The 19,993-nt window shown below is 69.5% G+C and carries 13 protein-coding genes; 9 read left to right on the top strand and 4 right to left on the bottom strand.

Translation table 11 applies throughout. From position 1 onward, the window contains the following. The first annotated feature begins 177 nt into the window (after positions 1-177). From IJ15_RS0105130 to IJ15_RS0105140, 3 genes are all read left to right on the top strand, one after another. Positions 178-2,694 (top strand): LuxR C-terminal-related transcriptional regulator, encoded by a 2,517-nt coding sequence (locus tag IJ15_RS0105130; RefSeq protein ID WP_051918514.1) that lies wholly within the window; start codon positions 178-180, stop codon positions 2,692-2,694. An 83-nt stretch (positions 2,695-2,777) separates the two neighbouring features. Then, positions 2,778-4,157 carry a S1 family peptidase gene (locus IJ15_RS0105135; RefSeq protein WP_051918515.1) on the top strand — a complete coding sequence of 460 codons (1,380 nt, stop codon included), beginning with the start codon at positions 2,778-2,780 and terminating at the stop codon, positions 4,155-4,157. Positions 4,158-4,311: 154 nt separating this feature from the next. Then, positions 4,312-5,640: a S1 family peptidase gene (locus tag IJ15_RS0105140; protein ID WP_031937275.1), complete on the top strand. Its 1,329-nt coding sequence runs from the start codon at positions 4,312-4,314 to the stop codon at positions 5,638-5,640. Positions 5,641-5,714: 74 nt separating this feature from the next. Here IJ15_RS0105140 and IJ15_RS0105145 read toward each other — a convergent pair whose 3' ends face one another. Continuing rightward, positions 5,715-6,344, bottom strand: coding sequence for a hypothetical protein (locus tag IJ15_RS0105145; protein ID WP_031937276.1), 630 nt, complete (start codon positions 6,342-6,344; stop codon positions 5,715-5,717). A gap of 510 nt (positions 6,345-6,854) precedes the next feature. Here IJ15_RS0105145 and IJ15_RS0105150 point away from each other — a divergent pair. Continuing rightward, on the top strand, positions 6,855-10,001 hold the full coding sequence (locus tag IJ15_RS0105150; protein ID WP_031937277.1) for a (Fe-S)-binding protein: 3,147 nt from the start codon (positions 6,855-6,857) through the stop codon (positions 9,999-10,001). 227 nt (positions 10,002-10,228) lie between these two features. Further along, a complete protein-coding gene (locus IJ15_RS0105155; RefSeq protein WP_331281009.1) occupies positions 10,229-11,197 on the top strand; it encodes a hypothetical protein in 969 nt (322 codons plus the stop codon). A gap of 78 nt (positions 11,198-11,275) precedes the next feature. On the opposite strand, the gene IJ15_RS0105160 is transcribed toward IJ15_RS0105155, so the two are convergent. Beyond that, complete coding sequence (locus IJ15_RS0105160; RefSeq protein WP_031937279.1) at positions 11,276-13,225, bottom strand: S9 family peptidase; 1,950 nt, start codon at positions 13,223-13,225, stop codon at positions 11,276-11,278. A gap of 58 nt (positions 13,226-13,283) precedes the next feature. On the opposite strand from IJ15_RS0105160, the gene IJ15_RS0105165 reads away from it, so the two are divergent. The 3 genes from IJ15_RS0105165 (at position 13,284) to IJ15_RS0105175 (ending at position 16,722) form a co-directional block, all read left to right on the top strand. After that, positions 13,284-13,688 (top strand): TIGR03668 family PPOX class F420-dependent oxidoreductase, encoded by a 405-nt coding sequence (locus IJ15_RS0105165; protein ID WP_031937280.1) that lies wholly within the window; start codon positions 13,284-13,286, stop codon positions 13,686-13,688. 172 nt (positions 13,689-13,860) lie between these two features. Continuing rightward, positions 13,861-15,114, top strand: a complete 1,254-nt coding sequence (locus tag IJ15_RS0105170) for a pyridoxal phosphate-dependent aminotransferase (protein ID WP_031937281.1) — start codon at positions 13,861-13,863, stop codon at positions 15,112-15,114. Positions 15,115-15,426: 312 nt separating this feature from the next. Then, positions 15,427-16,722: a YibE/F family protein gene (locus IJ15_RS0105175; RefSeq protein ID WP_031937282.1), complete on the top strand. Its 1,296-nt coding sequence runs from the start codon at positions 15,427-15,429 to the stop codon at positions 16,720-16,722. A gap of 10 nt (positions 16,723-16,732) precedes the next feature. Here the strand turns inward: IJ15_RS0105175 and IJ15_RS0105180 are convergent, their stop codons facing one another. Continuing rightward, complete coding sequence (locus tag IJ15_RS0105180; protein ID WP_031937283.1) at positions 16,733-17,920, bottom strand: Hsp70 family protein; 1,188 nt, start codon at positions 17,918-17,920, stop codon at positions 16,733-16,735. Positions 17,921-18,012: 92 nt separating this feature from the next. Between IJ15_RS0105180 and IJ15_RS0105185 the strand changes: the two genes are divergently transcribed. Continuing rightward, complete coding sequence (locus tag IJ15_RS0105185; RefSeq protein WP_031937284.1) at positions 18,013-18,528, top strand: arsenate reductase/protein-tyrosine-phosphatase family protein; 516 nt, start codon at positions 18,013-18,015, stop codon at positions 18,526-18,528. On the opposite strand, the gene IJ15_RS0105190 is transcribed toward IJ15_RS0105185, so the two are convergent. Beyond that, a complete protein-coding gene (locus IJ15_RS0105190; RefSeq protein WP_081880598.1) occupies positions 18,496-19,926 on the bottom strand; it encodes a polysaccharide biosynthesis tyrosine autokinase in 1,431 nt (476 codons plus the stop codon). The genes IJ15_RS0105185 and IJ15_RS0105190 overlap by 33 nt on opposite strands. Positions 19,927-19,993 lie beyond the last annotated feature (67 nt).

Consider the following 19,993-nt stretch of genomic DNA (forward strand, 5'->3'; position numbering starts at 1 on the left):
GCGAATCCCGGGATCAACGGCCCCTCCCCGCGGGAAGTCGGCGAGGGATTCGCCAAGGCCGCCAACGGGATCGGCCAGGGACTCGGTGCCGCCGCAACCGGCATCGGGACCGGAGTGGGAGGCATAGTCGGGGCGGTCGTGGACCCGTTGACCGGCGTCCTGATCGGAAAGTAGCCGATGCCGACCGCGCAAATCCTCGGGCCGGCTCCGGACGAACTCGTCGAAGGCGTCCCCGGCGCCCGCGAATTCCTCGACGCCGTCGACGTCGCGACACCCGGTTGTGTCCTGCTCCGAGGCAACTCCGGCAGCGGGAAGTCCCTCCTGCTCGCGGCGGCGCGCGCACTACTGGACACCCCGGTCGGCGACGTCCACACCACCGTCGGATCATGCGACGACACCAGCGGCCCTTTGATACTCGACGGGGCGCACCTCCTTTCCGACGACGAACGCACCGCCCTCGTCGAACTGGTTCGACGCCGCGACCGCACCATCGTCGTCGCGACCGAACCGCGCCCCCACGACCCGACGCTGGGCCTGCTCGTCGCGGCGGCCCAGTCCCTCGGAACGGTGGTCGATCTGCGAGCGCTGACCGCGGACGAGATCGCCGAACGCGCCCACCGACTCGGTCATCCGCCGACCGCGACTCTCGCGTCGACGCTGCACGAATCCACCGGGGGCGTACTCGCGGGCATCGACGCCGGACTGGCCGCCGCCGCGACCGCCCCCGGCGACGACGACGTCGTCCGCGCCGCAGCGGTCACGCACCTGCTGGCCGCGCTCCGCCACCTCGATGCCGAGATGCTGGCCGCTCTTGCGCTGTGCTCGTACGGTTCCGGTGTCGACGCGAGCGACATCAGCACCGCCCTCGACGTCGATCCGCACCGGGGACAGGAGCTTGCCGACCGAATCCGGGCGAGTGCCTTCGCCACCCGGACCGGCTCCGTGTTGCCCTTCGCCCGCCCGCACATCGCCGTCGCCACCGGCACCAGCCGGGTGCGCGACCTTCAACTCCGATTGCTCACCACGCGACTCGACGCCGGAACGCTCGACGCGGAGACGGCCCTGGCCCTCGTCGAATCCGGCCTGGAGGATCCGCGATTGGCCGAATTCGTCTGCGCCTGCGCGGATGCGGCAGAGCCGACGGCAGCGTCCGTCCTGTACACCGCCGCGGTGCGGGCCGGCGCCGACGCCGACCGACTCGCCGTCCGGCACTGCGAGGCCAGTGCACTGAGCGGAGACCTCGACACCGCGGAACGGATCGCGGACTCGCTACTGACCCGCACCGACTCCCTCGATCCCACGGAACTCACTGCAGCCGTTCGAATTTCCGCCAGCGTGGCGGCCTGTCGGGGCGCGGTCGACCGGAGTGCCGATCTCTACGAATGGCTCGGACCGGCACGGGTCGGCGCCGACACCGCCGTCTCCGCGACGATGCTGCTCGCTGCCGGACGACCCGACGCTGCGGCCGCCGCCCTCGCCGTCGGACGCCAGGGACCGCCCACGTCGGGGGCCGCCGGCATCGCCCTGGTCGCCGAGGGGCTCGCGCAGTCCATCGCGGGTTCCGGTGCGGTCGCGATGAACTCACTGACACGCGCGATGTCGCTGATGTCCACCAGCGCCCACACCCGTCTGCTGCCCGACAGCGCGACCGCCGTCACGGCACTGCTGTGCCTGCACTCCGGGGAGCTTGCGCACGCCGAATCGGTACTCGGCCGCGCCCTCGAATCGGACCCGCCGGGCAGCGTCGCCCACCTCAGGCACCGCGTGCTGGCTGCCTGGACCGCGATGGTCGGCGGCGATCTCGCAGGTGCCGCCGCGCTCGTCGACCCGCTGCCCACCGACCGGCCCCTGCCCCACCGGGAGGCCCTGTTCGTCCACGGACTCCGGGTGGGACTCGCCCGGCGAAACGGCGATCTCGGTGCGCTGCAACACCAGTGGTCACTGGCCCAGCCGGTCGTCGCGGGATACTCGGTGGACCTGTTCAGCCTTCTTCCGCTGGGCGAACTGTGGCTCGCTGCCGTGCGACTCGGCGACGAACCGCGGATCACCCACCTGGTCGAGCAGGCCCAGGAACTACTGGCCCGCCTCGGGGAGCCGGCCCTGTGGGGCGCGTCGCTGCACTGGTACGGCGTGCAGGCGGCGATCCTCGGCGAGAACCCGGCGAAGCTGATGCCACACGCACGGGCCCTCGCCGCGTCCGCCGAGGTGAGTTCGTATGCCGCGGGACTCGCGGCGGCAGGCCGGGTCTGGCTCCGGGTGCTCCGCGAGGAGGCGGATGCGTCGGAGGTCGAGGCCGCAGCGCGGGCACTCGACCGGATCGGGTTGCCGTGGGACGGCGCACGGCTCGCCGGCGAAGCCGCACTACGGGTCTCGGACACCCGCGGCGCGACGACGCTCCTGCAGGTGGCCCGGTCGCTCCGGGACGCAACGGCAACCCCGCCCGCCACCGGCGCCGAGCCGAGCACCCCCGATCCCGCCGCCGGGACGCTCACCGACCGTGAGGGGGACGTGGCCGAACTACTGCTGCTGGGACTGACCCATCGTGAGATCGGCGCCCGCCTGTACATCGCCCCCAAGACGGTGGAGCACCACGTGGCGCGGATCCGGAGACGGCTCGGGGCCCACTCCCGGTCGGAGTTGCTGTCGATGTTGCGGGCACTCGGCCACGGCGTGCCCGAGTCACCGGCATCGTGAACTTCGGGACTTTGTTCCCGGGCGCCCCCACCACTCCTTGCCCTATTGTTGGTGGCTGATCCCGAAGACCCCGAAGGAATTCAATGCGTACCTCGCCGGCGCCGCGCGCCGCTGCCCGTTCGTTGGCCCGCCGCGTCGCCGTCGCAGGATCCTCTGCGCTACTTCTCCTCGGACCATTCACCGCGGCCGCACAGGCAGCCCCCGATACCGCCACCGCGTCGTCCGTGACGCAGTTGCCGGTCGATCAACTGCCCGCAGATCTGGTCGAGGCGATCACCCGAGACCTGAAGATCAGTCCGCAGGAGTACCTGGACCGCGCCGCCCGCGCGCAGGAGCTCGGGTCGTATGCCGAGGGCTTCCGCGCCGAACGCCCCGACGACTTCGCCGGCGCCTGGATGGGACTCGACGGCCATCCCGTCGTCGCCGTCACCACCACCGAAGCGGCACTGGTCGCGGCGCGCGACGGCTACCGCACGCACCTGGCGCCGGTCTCCGCGTCCGGCCTCGAAGCCTCCCTCGCCGACTTCAACCGGTGGGTCGCGGACCTGCCCCGGGAGATCGCGGCGCAGGTCGGTGCAGCGTCGATCGACGTCCTGAACAACCAGGTCGTCGTGGACATCGCGAACAGCCCCACCGGGCGTGCGCTCGACCTTCCGACCCACATCGCGAACGTCAAGGTCCAAATCCAGTCGTTGGGCCCCGTTCCCGTCGAACGCGCACCGATGGGCGGCGACACCTACGTGACATCGGCGGTACCCCTGGCCTCCGGCGGCGACAGCGAGATCGGCGTCTGTTCCTTCGGATTCAACGGTGTCGATCGCAACGGCACCGCAATCAACATCAGCGCCGGTCACTGCGACCCGGCCCCCGGTGCCGCCGCCGGCGTCTACCTGCCCAGCCGCGAGAACATCGACAACAGCCTCGAGGTCGGGAAGTTCGCCCGGTCCGTGGTGGGGACTGCGAACGCGCTCGACTACTCCCTGATCCGCATCAACGACGCCGGCGTGCGTGCCGGACTCGACCGCCCGGTGGTCCGCGGCGCCGCCGGCAGCACCCTCACCGTGACCGGCACGGCCGTCCCGGTGGTGGGCGCACCGATCTGCAAGTCCGGGCAGACGTCGTCGTTCACGTGCGGTGTCGTCTCCGCCGACCGCGTCCAGGCCGAGTTGATGATGGGTGACGGCAGCAGTCGGATCGTGCGCGGTTTCGCAGGCACCGCCTGCACACTCGCCGGCGACAGCGGCGGAGCGATCGTCACCGGCACACTGGCACTGGGCATCACGAGCGGTTCCAACAGCAGTGAAGCCCCGAACTGCGCCGAAGCCAACCTCGTCCTCGCATTCGACGGCGGCACATCGAACCTCGGTATTCCGATTCGGAACGTGCTCGACGCGGCGGATGCGTCGTCGGGCGGCGGCCTCGGAGCGGGCCTGTCGGTGCGCACCGGCCCCGCCGGCGACTGACGATCGACCCCCGAGAAATTACGTAGATCGGGTGGGCACGGCCGTACCGAACCCATATAGTCGTAGCGACTCGGGGGGCACTCGCTGACGCCGGGCGATCATCCCTGCGCACGTCTGGATCCAGGGCGCAGGGGCACACAATAGAAAGGCCCACATGCGAAGCTCGCTCGCACGTCGCGCCGCGGTGTTCGGTTCTACCGCGCTCCTCCTCCTCGGCCCCGCAACCGCGGCCGCCCAGGCCGATCCAGCCGAATCGTCGTCCACCGCGGGCGTATCGGATCAGGCGGCGCACCTACCGATCGAACTCGTCGACGCCCTGCAGCGGGATCTGCAGCTCACACCGGAGCAGTATCTCGAACGGTCCGAACTCGGGCAGAAGCTCGCGGAGTTCGCCGCGCTCGCCCGCTACGAGTTCCCCGACACGTTCGCGGGCGCATGGATCGACCCGTCCGGAACTCCGATCGTCGGGCTCGCCGGCGAGGGCCGCGACGCCGCGCGTGCCGCCGTCGAGCAGGCCGGGTTCACGAGCAAGGACGTCGAGCGCAGCGAGAACCGACTGCAGTCCGACCGCGCCGCCCTGAGCAAGTGGATCGACACGCTGCCCCGCGAGATCGCCGACCTGGTGCGCGGCATCACCGTCGACATCGCCGGCAACACCCTGGTGCTTCGCGCGGACGATGCCGCGGGCGACCTGTTCGACCTGCTGCCCCCGTTCCTGCAGGGCGCCGCCCGGATCGCCCTCGGCCCCGCCCTCGGGTCACTGCAGCCGGCGGCACCGGGCCCGGACGCCGCCCGGTATGCACCCGACGCCTTCCTCGGCGGGGATCCGTACGTCGCGGCCGGCGGTGGCCTCGGGCTGCGTTGCTCGCTCGGATTCAACGCGATCGACCGCAACGGCGCCCCCGTCAACATCAGCGCCGGACACTGCGACCCCAACGGCGGCTCCGCCGGAACGGCCGCCGCATCCAAGGCGTACGCGGCGGCAGGCAACGCGACCGGACCCATGATCGGAACGTTCGAGAAGACCCGCCTCGACGGACTCGACTACTCGGTGATCCGCCCCACCGCCGAATCCGCGCAGCGGTTCGCGAACAACGGCGTGCGGGTTCCCGGAGCAGCACCGATCTCCGTCACCGGCACCGCCGATCCCGTCGTGGGCGCCCCCGTCTGCAAGGCCGGCAACACGTCGGGCTTCAACTGCGGCGTCGTCACCGCCGCCAACCAGAACGTCAAGGTCGGTGCCCGCGTGCTCGCCGGCGGATTCGCCACCAACCTCTGCGCCCTCCAGGGCGACAGCGGCGGCACCATCGTCACCGGCACCCTCGCCCTCGGCATCTCGAGCGCGTCGACCGTCGGCGACTTGGGCTTCTGCGAGGTCGCCGGCTTCGTCAGCTCCGTCATGGGCCAGACCCCGGAACTCTTCGCGACCCCGATCAACGCGATCCTCCGCGACAACCCGGGCGTCCGCCTCCGGACGTCGTAGCCCGTCCGGACACACAGACGAAGGAGCCCACTTCCGCGAGGAAGTGGGCTCCTTCGTCTGTGCGCGCTGTCCGGTCAGGCTGCGGGCGCCGGAGCCGGGTTCATCGTCTGGAACACCTGCCAGCCGTTGTAAGCGAGGACGGGACCGGCGGCGAGGATCGTGCCGACCACCGCGCCGGTACCGGCGCCGGCCGCGATGCCCGCGAAGCAGGCGGCTGGGCCGGTGGAGCCACCCCCGACGCATCCGATGAGAGCCCCGACGATCGTCCCGATGAGGCTGCCGACGGTGACCGCCGAGTCGACGCCGTCGGCCAGCTTGTCGAGCATCGAGAGGTCGATCGGCAGCGGCGGGAGGGTCGGTCCCGCGACGTCCACCGGGGTGGCCTTCGCCGGATCGGTCTCGGGCGACAGCGTCAACTGCCGTCCCTCGATGACCGGGGCGATCGAGAACTCGCGGTCGCCGATGCGGTACGACAGCGGCAGCGTCTGCAGGACGGCGCCGGCGTCGTTCGTGATCTCGACGAACTGTCCGTTCGATGCCACCTGGAATCCCCCGGCGTCGAGGACGGTCACGACCGCGCCGCCGTCGATGTGGGCCGCGTACCCGATCGCCTCCTGCGCGGGCGCGGCGTACGACGTACCCGCACCGATCCCCATCGCGGCGATCACCAGGGCCGAGGTTGCGGCAAGCTTCGTGAACTTCATAAGGCTGTCATATCCGTTTCTGTGACTGCCACGAGTGGCTCCCCGAGCGAATAGGAATTCGAATCTGCGAATCGCTCCCAGCACACCCCACCTGGACAAACGGGCCGCGAGAAGGTCTCCGATCCGCGGCGAATCATAACCCGACAGAACGCGGAATCGTCATAAATTCATTTCGAATAATTAATGAACAAACGTCCATATCGACCCCGGATCGAACTCCCCCGCGCATGTTAGGCCTACCTACACGACGTGCGTCACACCGGTACCGCATACCGTGATCCGAACCCAGCCTCGAACCACGCGGACCGGGCCCGCCGCACAGGCGCTTCGGACCAGACGGTCTGTGCAACTGCGACGAATTTTGCGGGCGAAGATGCAGGAAGCGGCGCTTCGCGCTATGTTACCGATGAGTACTGCTCACAAGTTACCGGCGGGTAACTTATTGGGCGCTAGGATCTGTGGGCTGACCCCTGGTGGCACGCGTGCTGCCCCGAAACGAAAGGCCTCGACATGAATGCCCTGACGATTACGTTGGGCACCGTCGGCGTGCTGCTGAGCCTGGTCTGTTGGGCCTCATTCCTGAGTGGGGCCTGGCGGATGGCGAAGACCGTCCAGATCGGTCAACCGGCGCCCGACCGCTGGCGCCCCTTCTTCCCGCGCTTCAAGCAGATGATCGTCGAGTTCATCGTGCACACCCGGATGCAGAAGTTCCGCACCGTGGGCTGGGCGCACTGGCTCGTCATGATCGGCTTCCTCGGCGGCTTCCTGCTGTGGTTCGAGGCCTACGGTCAGACTTTCGATCCGACGTTCCACTGGCCCCTGTTCGGCAACACCGCGGCATGGCACCTGTGGGACGAGATCCTGGGCATCGGCACCGTGGTCGGCATGCTGACGCTCATCGTCATCCGGCAGCTCAACCATCCGCGCATCCCTGACCGGCTCTCGCGTTTCGGTGGATCGAAGTTCGGTCCCGCGTACTTCGTCGAGGTCATCGTTCTGCTCGAGGGCCTCGGCATGATCATGGTGAAGGCCGGCCGCATCGCGATGACCGGCCACGCCAACCCGTGGACCGACTTCTTCACGATGCAGATCGCGAAGCTGCTGCCGTCGAGCGCCGTGATGGTCTCGATCTTCGCGTTCGTCAAGCTGATGACCGGCATGATCTGGCTGTACGTCGTCGGCCGCAACATCACGTGGGGTGTCGCATGGCACCGCTTCTCGGCTTTCCCGAACATCTACTTCAAGCGTGAGGACGACGGCGACGTCGCCCTCGGCGCCGCGAAGCCCATGATGTCCAAGGGCCGCGCCCTCGACATGGAGAACGTCGACCCCGACACCGACACGCTCGGCGCCGGGCGGGTCGAGGACTTCTCGTGGAAGGGCTGGCTGGACTTCACGACGTGTACCGAGTGTGGTCGCTGCCAGAGCCAGTGCCCCGCATGGAACACCGGTAAGCCGCTGTCGCCGAAGCTGCTGATCATGTCGCTGCGCGACCACGGCTACGCCAAGGCCCCGTACCTGCTGGCCGGTGGCCGCAAGGACATGGGCGGCGACGAGGTCGGACTGGTCGACGCCGAGGGCAACGCCGACGAGGCCGCGCTCGCGAAGATTCCCGCGGCAGCACTCGCCGAGGCCGAGCGTCCGCTGGTCGGCGAATCCGTCGAGGGCGAACTGGGCGGCATCATCGACCCCGAGACCCTGTGGTCGTGCACCACGTGTGGTGCATGCGTCGAGCAGTGCCCGGTGGACATCGAGCACGTCGACCACATCATCGACATGCGCCGCTACCAGGTGCTCATCGAATCGGAGTTCCCGTCCGAGCTCGCGGGTCTGTTCAAGAACCTCGAGAACAAGGGCAACCCCTGGGGCCAGAACTCCAAGGACCGCCTCAACTGGATCAACGAGATGGACTTCGAGATCCCGGTCTACGGCCAGGACGCGGATTCCTTCGAGGACTACGAGTACCTGTTCTGGGTCGGCTGCGCCGGCGCCTACGAGGACCGCGCGAAGAAGACCACCAAGGCCGTCGCGGAACTCCTCGCGACCGCGGGCGTGAAGTTCATGGTCCTCGGCGCCGACGAGACCTGCACCGGCGACTCGGCTCGCCGCGCCGGCAACGAGTTCCTGTTCCAGCAGCTCGCGATGCAGAACATCGAACTGCTGAACACCGTCTTCGACGGCACCCCGGACAACAAGCGCAAGATCGTCGTCACGTGTGCGCACTGCTTCAACGCGCTCGGCAACGAGTACCCCCAGGTCGGTGGCGTCTACGAGGTGGTCCACCACACGCAGCTGCTCAACCGCCTGGTCCGCTCGAAGAAGCTGGTCCCGGTCGCCAAGCTCGAAGAGGACGTCACCTACCACGACCCCTGCTACCTGGGCCGTCACAACAAGGTGTACGACGCTCCTCGCGAGCTGATGGAGGCGTCGGGCGCGACTCTCAAGGAGATGCCGCGACACGGCGAGCGGTCCATGTGCTGTGGTGCCGGTGGCGCCCGCATGTGGATGGAGGAGCAGCTCGGCAAGCGCATCAACGTCGACCGCGTCGACGAGGCACTGTCGACGTCGCCCAAGAAGATCGCGACGGGCTGCCCGTTCTGCCGCGTCATGCTCACCGACGGCGTCACCGCCCGACAGGAGCAGGGCCAGGGCGAGGGCGTCGAGGTCGTCGACGTCGCGCAGATGATGCTCGAGACCGTCACCCGTCTCGATCCCGCGCAGCTGACCGCGAACATCAAGGTCGAGCCGCGCGAGAAGGCTCCCGTCGCCGCTGCTCCGGTTGCCGAGGCTGCTCCGGTTGCCGAGGCCGCTCCTGCTGCCGCGGCCCCGGTTGCTGAGGCCGAGGCGGCTCCGGCTGCACCGGCTGCCGGCAAGGGCCTGCAGATGAAGGGCCTGGGCAAGGCTCCGGGTGCGAAGGCACCGGGCGGCAAGGGCCTCCAGATGAAGGGCGCCGCCAAGGCACCGGGCGCCCAGGCCGAGGCCGCTCCGGCCGCCGCGGCCGAAGCTCCCGCCGCCGAGGCGTCGGCAGCGCCGGTCGCCAAGCCCGGCGGACTGGGCATGAAGGGCGGTGCCAAGGCACCCGGCGGCAAGGGCCTCCAGATGAAGGGCGCCGCCAAGGCACCCGGCGCCAAGGCTCCGGCCGCACCGGCTACCGAGACTCCCGCGGCTCCCGCTGCCGAGGCACCGGCGGCTCCCGCCGCACCGGCCGCCAAGCCCGGCGGACTCGCCATGAAGGGCGGCGCCAAGGCACCCGGCGGCAAGGGCCTCCAGATGAAGGGCGCCGCCAAGGCACCCGGCGCCAAGGCTCCGGCCGCGCCAGCTGCCGAGGCTCCCGCGGCACCGGCCGCGGAGGCACCGACTGCTCCGGCCGCTCCGGCCGCCGAGGCCAAGCCGGCACCGCAGGCGAAGCCGGGCGGACTGGGCTTCAAGTCCGGCGCGAAGGCACCGGGCGCCCGCAAGGCCGCCCCCGCCGCTGCACCGGCACCGGCACCGGCTCCGGCCGCCGAGCCCGAGCAGCCTGCCGAGCCGCAGGCCGAGGCCGCACCGGCCGAGGCCCCGGCACCGAAGTCGGAGGCAGCCACCCCGCCGCCTCCGCAGGCCAAGCCCGGCGCGTTGGGCTTCAAGTCCGGCGCCAAGGCTCCGGGCCGCAAGAAGTAGTTCCCTGACGACAGCGCCCTCACCGTCCGCGGTGGGGGCGCTGTCGTCTGTGCGCACCCCGACACCACACACCACTTGTCCGCATCACATGGCCGTTCGGCGGGCAGAACCCGTGTGATTCCGCCACAACCTGTGTGCAGTCGAGTTGTCCACAGCCCGACGGCTATCCACAGGGCGCCGGCCGATTCAGGATTCGCGGGGCCGGCCGGGGGTCCGGGGTGGGCACGATGGCCGGCATGGGGGCGAACATCATTCGACGGTCCGAGGCGCTGCGGCGCGGTGCCACCGATCAGGAACTGCAGCGGCAGTGCCGGAACGGCTCGTGGCTTCGACTACGGCCCGGGACGTACGCGTCGCAGGCCGAACTCGACGCACTCGATGCGGCCGCGGTGCATCGTCTGCAGGCCGAGGCCACTGCGTGCGCCGCGTCGCCGGGCGCGGTCCTGAGTTATCAGTCGGCCGCCGTCGTGCACGCCCTCGACATGTGGAACACCCCGCTGGACGTCGTGCACCTGACGCGTAATCGCCGGTCTGGTGGCAGCCGGACCCGACGCCGTCACGTCCATTCCGCGGCGTTGCGGCCCGACGAGGTGACGGCCGTCGGAGGTCTCCGGGTGACGACGGTGGCGCGGACGGTACTGGACCTGGCGCGATCGCTGCCGTTCGAGCAGGCGGTTGTCAGCGGTGATCATGCACTGCATTCGACGGCTCTGACGCTCGCAGAACTGCAGGACGCCTCGGACGCACTGCCGGTACATGCCGGACGCAATCGTGCGCGACGCGTCGTCGACCTACTGGACGGGCGCGCGGAGAGCGTCGGCGAATCCCGCAGCCGGGTCCTGCTGATCCGCGAACAACTGCCGATTCCGGCCTGCCAGCCGAACCTCTACGCGGCCGACGGCACCCATCTGGGTCGCGTCGACTTCCTGTTCGAGGAGCGCGGTGTGGTCGGCGAGTTCGACGGACGCGTCAAGTACGGCCGGTTCGTACCCGAGGGCCGAACCGCGGCGGACGTGCTGTGGGCGGAGAAGCAGCGCGAGGACGCGATCCGGGCAGCGGGCTGGCAGGTGGTGCGGTGGGTCTGGGACGAGTTGGCGACGCCGAGCGTGATCGTCGACCGGATCGCCGGGGCATTCGAACGCGCCCGGCTCTGCCCACGCCCGAGTGGACGCGTCGAACACACACCGCAGCCGTGACAGCACACAGGTTCCGACGACGTCACACCCGTCTTCGCCACCGAAATCCGGTGTGATCCGGGCAGAAGTCGTGTGACGCTACGGACGCCACAGTTCCAGCCGCGGCACGCCGGGTGTCTCGAAGCCGAGGACCTGACCGTAGAACGACAGTTCCGCTTCCCGCGCGCTGACGATGGTCTCGAGTTTTCGGAATCCGTGGGACTCTCCCTTGTACGCGAGGTACGCGTGCGGGATCCCCTTGGAGAGCAGTGCGCTCCGGAATCGTTCGGCCTGCGACGGCGGGACGATCGGGTCGGACAGGCCCTGGAGCAACAGCACCGGGCACGAGAGCCCGTCGACGTTGTTGACCGGCGCGCGCTGCGCGTACAGGTCGGCGGATTCCGGCAGCGGACCGATCAGGCCGTCGATGTACCGGGACTCGAAGTCGTGGGTTTCCTTCGCGAACTCGAGCAGTTCGGCGACGCCGTAATACGAGACGCCGCAAGCGAACACGTCGGACGTGGTGAGCGCGGACAGCACGGTCCAGCCGCCGGCCGAGCCGCCCTCGATCGCGAGGCGGGCGGGATCGGCGAGTCCCGCGTCGGCGAGCCCGCGCACGGCGGCGACGGTGTCCTCGACGTCGACGATTCCCCACTGTCCGCGCAGCCGGTTGCGGTACTCGCGGCCGAATCCGCTGGAGCCGCCGTAGTTGACGTCGACGACGCCGATCCCGCGGCTGGTGAAGTACGCGTACACCAGGTGTACCGCGGGTGCGACGTGCGCGGTCGGCCCACCGTGCACGAAGGCGACGTACGGCGGCAGTTCCCCGTCCGGCGCCGTGTAGTTCGGATTGCGTGGCGCGTACACGAGTGCGTGCACCTCGCGTTCCGGGCCCTCGAATGTGAGCGACTGCGCCTCCGGCAGGTATTCGACGTCGGGCAGGTCGTCGACGGACAGTCGGACGTCGGTGAGTGCACCGGTGTCGAGGTCGAGCAGTCGCAGCCCGGAGGCGACACGGGATCCCCCGCAGCGCAACAGGATCCGTCGCCCGTCGACGTCCGAGATCTGCACCGACGAGATGCCGGCGAGCGGGATGTCGTGGAGTCCACCGGTGTCGAGGTCGAGCACGGCGAGGGTGTCGGTTCCGACCGTGCGGGCGGTCAGCAGGGTGCCGTCCCCGAGGGCGGTGTGCCAGCGGGCGCCGAGCTGCCACAGTGGTGCGCCGAAGTCTGCGTCCGTCGGGCAGATCGGTTCCACGCCAGGGCCGTCCACCGGCACGCGGTAGAGGTTCCACCAGCCGCTGCGGTCGCTGATCACGTGCAGCGCCGAGTTGTCGGCCCACTCGGGCTGCAGCACCGATTCCTCCGGGCCGCCGAGCAGCACGTCCACCTTGCCCGTCGCGAGAGTGAGAACGCGCAGTTCGGTTCCGTCCCAGGGCATCTGCGGGTGATTCCAGGCGATCCAGGCGAGGCGAGTCCGGTCCGGGGACAGTCGCGGGTAGGCGAGGAAGTCGGATCCGCCGACGATCGAACGCACCGCCGCCGGGTCGTCGACGGCCGATCCGTCGAGGGGCACCGCGCAGATGTCTCGGACGGGCGACGAGCCGCGGTGACGCTCGCGCACGCACCACACCTCGTCGCCGACGATCGTGAGGTCGCCGTAGCGGTCCGAGCCCGGGAGGTGCGCTGTCGGCGTGATCGGCACCGGAGCCGCGTCGACGCGTGGGTCGAACCGGTACAGCCGCTGGTCGCTGAACTCGGCGAACACCAGCACGCGGTCACCGGTCACCGTCCACGCGCCGCCCCCGTACTCGTGGACGCGGGTGCGGGCGTTCCACGGGGCCGGGAGGACGTCTCCCGGTTCACCGTCGGGTCCGTGTCGGCGGATCGCCGTCCGGCCGTTCTCGGTGGGGCGCTGCTCCGACCACCACACCTGGTCGCCGACGAACCGGCCTCCGTCCACCTGGTGGCCACTGGCCGCCAGATCGGCGGCCGCAATGGGCGACATCCACGAGCCGTAGGGGGCGACGGTCCGAGCGGCAGGGGTCATGCGGACACCCTAGCCAGGAAGATCGCGGGGACACCGTACGTCGACGTACCGTTTCCTCATGCAGGTGCCGCCACGGTTCGCCGACGCCCCGATCGCCCGGATGGCGACGGTGACGGAGGGCGGCGACCCGCACGTGGTGCCGGTGGTGTTCGCGGTCCGCGGAGAGACGATCTACACCGCGGTCGACGACAAGCCGAAGAGCACCCGGCGGCTGCGCCGGCTCGCGAACATCACCGCGACCGGACGGGTGAGCCTGCTCGTCGACCACTACGAGGATGACTGGACGCGGCTGTGGTGGGTCCGGGTCGACGGGGCCGCACGGATCCTGTCCGGGGACGGCAGCGAGGGCCGGGCCGCGATCGACGCGCTGGTCGCGAAGTATCCGCAGTACCGATCGATGCGCCCGGCCGGTCCGGTCGTGGCCGTCGACGACCTCCGGTGCCGGGCATGGTCGGCGTCGTGAACGCTGCGGCACCCGGCCCGTCCACGCGTGCCGACGGGCGTTCCCCGGGCCCGTTCCCGCACCCGGGATCGGCGGTCCCACCAGGCCGAACATGCTCGATCTCGACGCCGCTCCCGGGTCGCCGTTCGTGGGCGGCCGATTTCCGTTTGCGCACGAGTGGAATCATGGTTGCGTGAGCACTCCAGATTCCGTCCGCCACCGCCGGCCGCAGCGCGCTCTCGAGCAGTCCACCAAACTGCAGAACGTGCTGTACGAGATCCGGGGGCCGGTGCATGCGCACGCGGCGCGACTGGAGTCCGAGGGGCACCGAATCCTCAAGCTCAACATCGGCAATCCCGCCCCGTTCGGGTTCGAGGCCCCCGATGTGATCATGCGCGACATGATCGCGGCTCTGCCCTATGCACAGGGCTATTCGGAGTCCAAGGGCATCCTGTCCGCACGACGCGCGATCGTCACGCGGTACGAACTGGTGCCCGGATTCCCGGAACTCGACGTCGACGACATCTACCTCGGCAACGGCGTCTCCGAACTCATCACGATGACGATGCAGGCGCTGCTCGACGACGGTGACGAGGTTCTGATCCCGGCGCCGGACTACCCGCTGTGGACCGCGATGACGAGCCTGTCGGGCGGCACCCCGGTGCACTACCTGTGTGACGAGCAGAACGACTGGAACCCGGACATCGCGGACATCGAGTCCAAGATCACCGAGAAGACCAAGGCGCTGCTGGTCATCAATCCGAACAACCCGACGGGCGCCGTCTACTCGGCGGAGGTGCTCTCGCAGCTCGTCGACCTCGCCCGCAAGCACCAGTTGCTGCTGCTCGCCGACGAGATCTACGACAAGATCCTCTACGACGACGCCAAGCACATCTCGCTGGCCACGCTCGCGCCCGACCTGCTGTGCCTGACGTTCAACGGCCTGTCGAAGGCGTACCGGGTCGCGGGCTACCGCTCGGGTTGGGTCGCGATCACCGGCCCGAAGGAGCATGCGGCCGGCTTCCTCGAGGGCCTGGACCTGCTGGCCTCCACCCGCCTGTGCCCCAACGTCCCCGGTCAGCACGCCATCCAGGTTGCGCTCGGCGGGCACCAGAGCATCGAGGATCTGATCCTGCCGGGCGGTCGGCTGCTCGAGCAGCGTGACGTCGCGTGGGAGCGGCTCAACATGATTCCCGGTGTCTCGTGCGTCAAGCCGCGCGGTGCGCTGTATGCGTTCCCGCGGTTGGATCCGAACGTCTACGAGATCCACGACGACGAGAAGCTGGTGCAGGACCTGCTGCTGCAGGAGAAGATCCTGATGGTCCAGGGCACCGGCTTCAACTGGCCCGACCATGATCACCTGCGGATCGTGACGTTGCCGTGGGCACGGGATCTCGCGGTGGCGATCGAACGGTTCGGCAACTTCCTCTCCAGCTACAAGCAGTAGGCACCCGAACCCCTCCCGTGCTTGCCCGCCCGACCCGGTGCAGGTGCGTCCGACACGTCGGAAGCACCTGCATCCGAGCATGATCCGCCGCCTAGCGTGCAGTCGCGATGTCCCGTTCGGCTGCAAGCCTGCGGGATCGTCCCGGTATGGGTAGATTGACCGACTGGCACCCCAGGGTGTCCGCAAGCGCCTCGTCTTGCCCCCTCCCCCCTGGGCGACGAGGTATCGGTGGCGGGGACGACCCCCCCTGCTCCCCGCCACCGTCGCTTCGCTGCACCGCCGCTAGCCTGATGCGGTGAACAGGCCGATTCGATGACACCCGATGCCCATCACGGCCTCAGCCACGGACACGGCCACGGCCACTTCGAGGGCCCCCTCCCGGTGGGGCCGACCGCAGCGCGTGTCGTGGTCGGGCTTCTCGTCGCGATCGCCGTCGTCGTCGTGGCGACCGCCGCCTTCCTGTGGCCGGGCAAGCAGCACATCGACATTCCCCTGCCGTTCCAGAACGCGGGCGGCGGCGCCGTCACCACCGAGGCCGGTACCGTCGTCGCACAGGACATCGCGCCGTGCGGCAGTCCCTCCGCGGGCCGCGCGTTTCCGGGTGAACCCGCACCACCCCCGAACGGTAGTTCGTTGGAATGCCGCCGCAGTGTGGTGACCATCGACTCTGGACCGAACTCGGGGACCCGCACCCTCCTCGAGATCGTGCCGGGTCCCGGACAACCGAACCTGAGCGTCGGTGGGCACATCAGGCTCGTCCGCCAGACGGATTCGTCCGGCACCCCGATCTACGCGTTCAACGACCACGCGCGCGGACTGCCCCTGCTACTCGTCGTCGCCGCGTTCGCCGTCGCCATCGTCGCGGTCGCCCGGTGGCGGGGCGCACGCGCACTCCTCGGGCTCGGGATCACCTTCGGGGTTCTCGTCGCCTTCACCCTGCCGGCACTACTCGACGGAAAACCGGCGATGCCCGTCGCGCTCGTCTCGGGGGCCGCGATCCTGTATGCCGTGCTCTACCTGGCGCACGGCGTCAATCTCCGTACCAGTGCGGCACTGCTCGGCACGCTCGCCTCGATGCTCGTCGCGGCCGTGTTGTCCACGCTCGCGATTGGGATGACACATCTGACCGGGCTGTCCGAGGAACAGAACACCGACGTGCAGGCCTACATCCAGCAGGTCAGCATCACCGGACTCCTCCTGGCCGGCTTCATCATCGGCTCGCTCGGTGTGCTGAACGACGTCACGATCACGCAGGCGTCGGCAGCCTTCGAGATCGCGTCGATGGACGAGGCCGCGTCCCGGCGAACCATCTTCACCTCCGCGATGCGGGTGGGACGCGACCACATTGCGAGCACGGTCTACACGCTGGTGCTGGCGTACGCCGGCGGTGCGCTTCCGCTGTTGCTGCTGTTCAGTGTCGCGGGCGGACCCATCAGCGATGTCCTCACCGGTGACGCCGTGGCGATCGAGATCGTCCGCGCGTCGGTCGGTGGCATCGCACTCGCGCTCTCGGTGCCCCTGACAACCGGGATCGCGGCGCTCCTCGCCCGCCCCCGGATCGCGGGCCCGGCACCGCGGCGACGCGCGGCCGGACGGCACGCACGCTGACCGACCGCAGTCACAGGCCCGGAATACTCGGAAGACGCGGCAGGGGCGGCAGTTCCACCGGAGGTAGCGGCAACTGCGGCAACTGCTCCAACTGGGGAATCGGCGGCAGCGACGGCAGCCCGGGTAGCTCCCACCAGCGCGGTGGATCCGCCGGCCGCGACTGGACTTGTGGGCGCGATGCCGGGGCGCTTCCGCTCCCAGCGATCGGCTGCGACGCACCCGGATCGGGGGGCGGTGGAGTCTCGGCCGGCGGGGTGGTCGGCGGGAGCGAGGCCTGCGCGGTCGCCGAAGTACTCGGTGGTACCGAGGTCGTCGTGTCGGCGGTCGCCGCGGGATCGGATCCGAAAAGTGTTCTGCCGTAGCTCAACCCGAAACCGATGACCGCGATGACGACGAGCGCGCCGCCGGCGATGCCGGCACCGCTGACCTGCCGTCGCGAGACCGGTCTCCGGTGCCGTCCCCGCGCCCTGGACGGACGCGGCCCCGCCGGTCCCACGACCGACACCGGTGTCGCCAGCAGTGCGGCACCACGAGCAGTCGCAAGTTCCGGCGCGTGCGGCGCGATGACCGGTAGACCGAGCCTCCACCCGAGCACGTCCCGCACGACCGGCAGGTGGGTTCCGCCACCGACGAGAACGACGGCGTCGGGCCGCTGCCCGGACTGCGCGATCAGTTCGGCCACCAGGTCCGCCGAGCGCTCGACCGCAGGACCCGCGACGCTGTCGAATGTTTCACGTGGCAGTCGGACCAGATCGTCGCCGCGCAGCATGCCGGTGCGCTCCGTTGCCGCGACAGCCCCCGTCGACCGGTCGACCACACTGACGGTCAGCCCGGAACTGCCGAGGTCGTAGAGCACGACCGTTCGGAACCCGGAGGCACCGTCCGTCCCCCGCAGGTGTTCGAGGATCGCGGTCGCCTCGGGAACGAGGCGGAAGCCGGTGATGCCCTGCCGGCGCATCGCCATGTCGAGCGCGGCGGCCTGGGCCTCGTCGCTGTAGGAGATGCCCACGCCGACTGCCGATCCCGACCCGGCCGCATCCGCGAGGACGACGCCGACGGACTGCGCCGCGAGGTCCTCGGCGATCTGTCCACCGACCTCGATCGCCTGGTGCTCGAACACGCCGGATCCGTCCGGAGCGTCGGAGCGCACCAGACGAACGAATCCGGCCCCCACCGACACCCCTAGAACCCCACCCATGAGCCGCCTTCGATCGTGGTCGCGATGCGGTCGCCGCGCGAGCCGCGTGCTGGACCAGCCGAGTCTATACAGGCGCGCCTACACTCACCCCCATGCAACTACTGTTCGTCTGCACCGGCAACATCTGCCGATCCCCCACCGCCGAACGGATCACTGCGGCCTGGTCGGCCCGCACCGGGCGGAGCGATCTGGCCGCGTCCAGCGCAGGAACCCGCGCGGTCGTCGGCGGCTCGATGGAACCGACGGCAGCGCAGATCCTTTCGGACCTCGGTGGCTCCGCGGACGGATTCGCGGCACGCCAGTTGACGCCCGCGATCGCGTCGTCGGCCGACCTCGTCCTGACGATGACCGAGAGTCATCGAGACGCCGTGCTGCGCATGGCTCCCCGCCAGCTCAAGCGGACGTTCACCCTGCTGGAGGCGGCGCACCTGGCCTCCGCTCGCGGTTCGGCCACCGTCGCCGAACTCGCGATGGCACGGGGAACCGTCCCCCGACCCGGCAACGCCGACGTCCCCGACCCGATCGGCCGCAGCGCGATCGTGTTCGGGGACGTCGGCGATCAGATCGACCAGGCCCTACTCGACCTTCTGCCCCGCCTGCGCGACTAGAGGCGCGGGTTCGACGGGAGCCGGGGAGCCCTCCGTCTTCTGCACCGGCGCATCCGAGTCGTAGTAGTACTTGTACTCGTACGCCCCCGCACCCTTCGCCGGCGTCATCGTCAGGATCGTGCCGAGGACGGTCGCACCCACGTTGCGCAGGTTGCCGACCGCGCGCGACACCTGGTCACGCTTGGTCTGCCCGTGCTTCACCACGACCAACGCACCGTCCACCTTGACCGCCAGCACCGCCGCATCCGTCACCGGCAGCAGCGGTGAGGCGTCGATGATGACGAAGTCGAACCGCGAACGCAGATCCGCGAACAGCTTCTCGGCGTGCGTGGAACCGAGCAACTCGCTCGGGTTCGGCGGCAACGGACCCGACGCCAGCACCGAGACGTTCGGGAACGGCGTGGACTGCACGACGTCGTCGATGTCGGCCTGCCCTGCCAGCACGGTGCTCATTCCGACCGACCCGATCAGATCGAGGTACTTCGCGATACGCGGGCGACGCAGATCCGCGTCGACCAGAACCACCGAATACCCGGCCTCCGCGATCGCCAGCGACAGATTGATCGCCGTCGTCGTCTTACCTTCTCCGGGAAGCGAACTGGTGATCGCAATGACCCGGGGCGGATTGTCGACCTCGAGGAACTGCAGATTCGTGCGCAACTCGCGGAACGCCTCGGCACTGCCCGAGTACCCGTCCTGGAACGCGATCGCCGCCTTCTCCTCCCGGTCCTTGTCGAACGGCACCGTACCGACCAGACCGACACCGGCGAGCTCGTCGAGCACCTCACGACTCTTCACGGTGTTGTCGAGGCGATCACGCAGCACGGCGAGGGCGATACCGACCAGGAGTCCGATCACGAACCCGAGGCCGAGGTTGCGGTTCACCTTCGGGCTGACGGCGTCGGCCGGGACCTTGGCCGCCTCGACGACACTCGCCTTCGCCACGGGGGCCCCTCCGCGCGAGTCCGATTCCAGGCTCTCGATCGTGGCTGTCAGCGCGACGGCGACGGCATCCGCCAGGTCTCGTGCCATCACCGGATCGGTGTCGGTGACGCTGACGTCGAACAGCACGGTGTTCACCACCGGGGTGGCTTTGACCCTGGCTGCCAGATCGGAAGGCGCGATATCCAATCCGAGTGCGCCGATGGCGTTCTCCATGACCTCTTGTCCCGTCGCCAGCTTCGCGTAGGACGCCACGCGCTGCTGGGAGAACTGCGCTCCCTGCATAGCCTCCATCACCGACGAACCACTGGTGGAGACGAACAGTCGGGCTTTGGCCGCATACACCGGCGTCGCAACGAGCGACGCGACGAGTGCCGCAGCAACCGCCACCGCAGTGACCGCCACGATTATCCGCCACCGCGCCAGCACGATACGGACGTAATCTTGAATCTCCACCCCATACACTCCTGTCAGATCAGGCGACTATTGCCTGCTCGAAAATCGTCTTTCGGCCCCGTACCGC

Origin of the sequence: Prescottella defluvii (genome assembly GCF_000738775.1) — a bacterium.
Classification (GTDB): domain Bacteria; phylum Actinomycetota; class Actinomycetes; order Mycobacteriales; family Mycobacteriaceae; genus Prescottella; species Prescottella defluvii.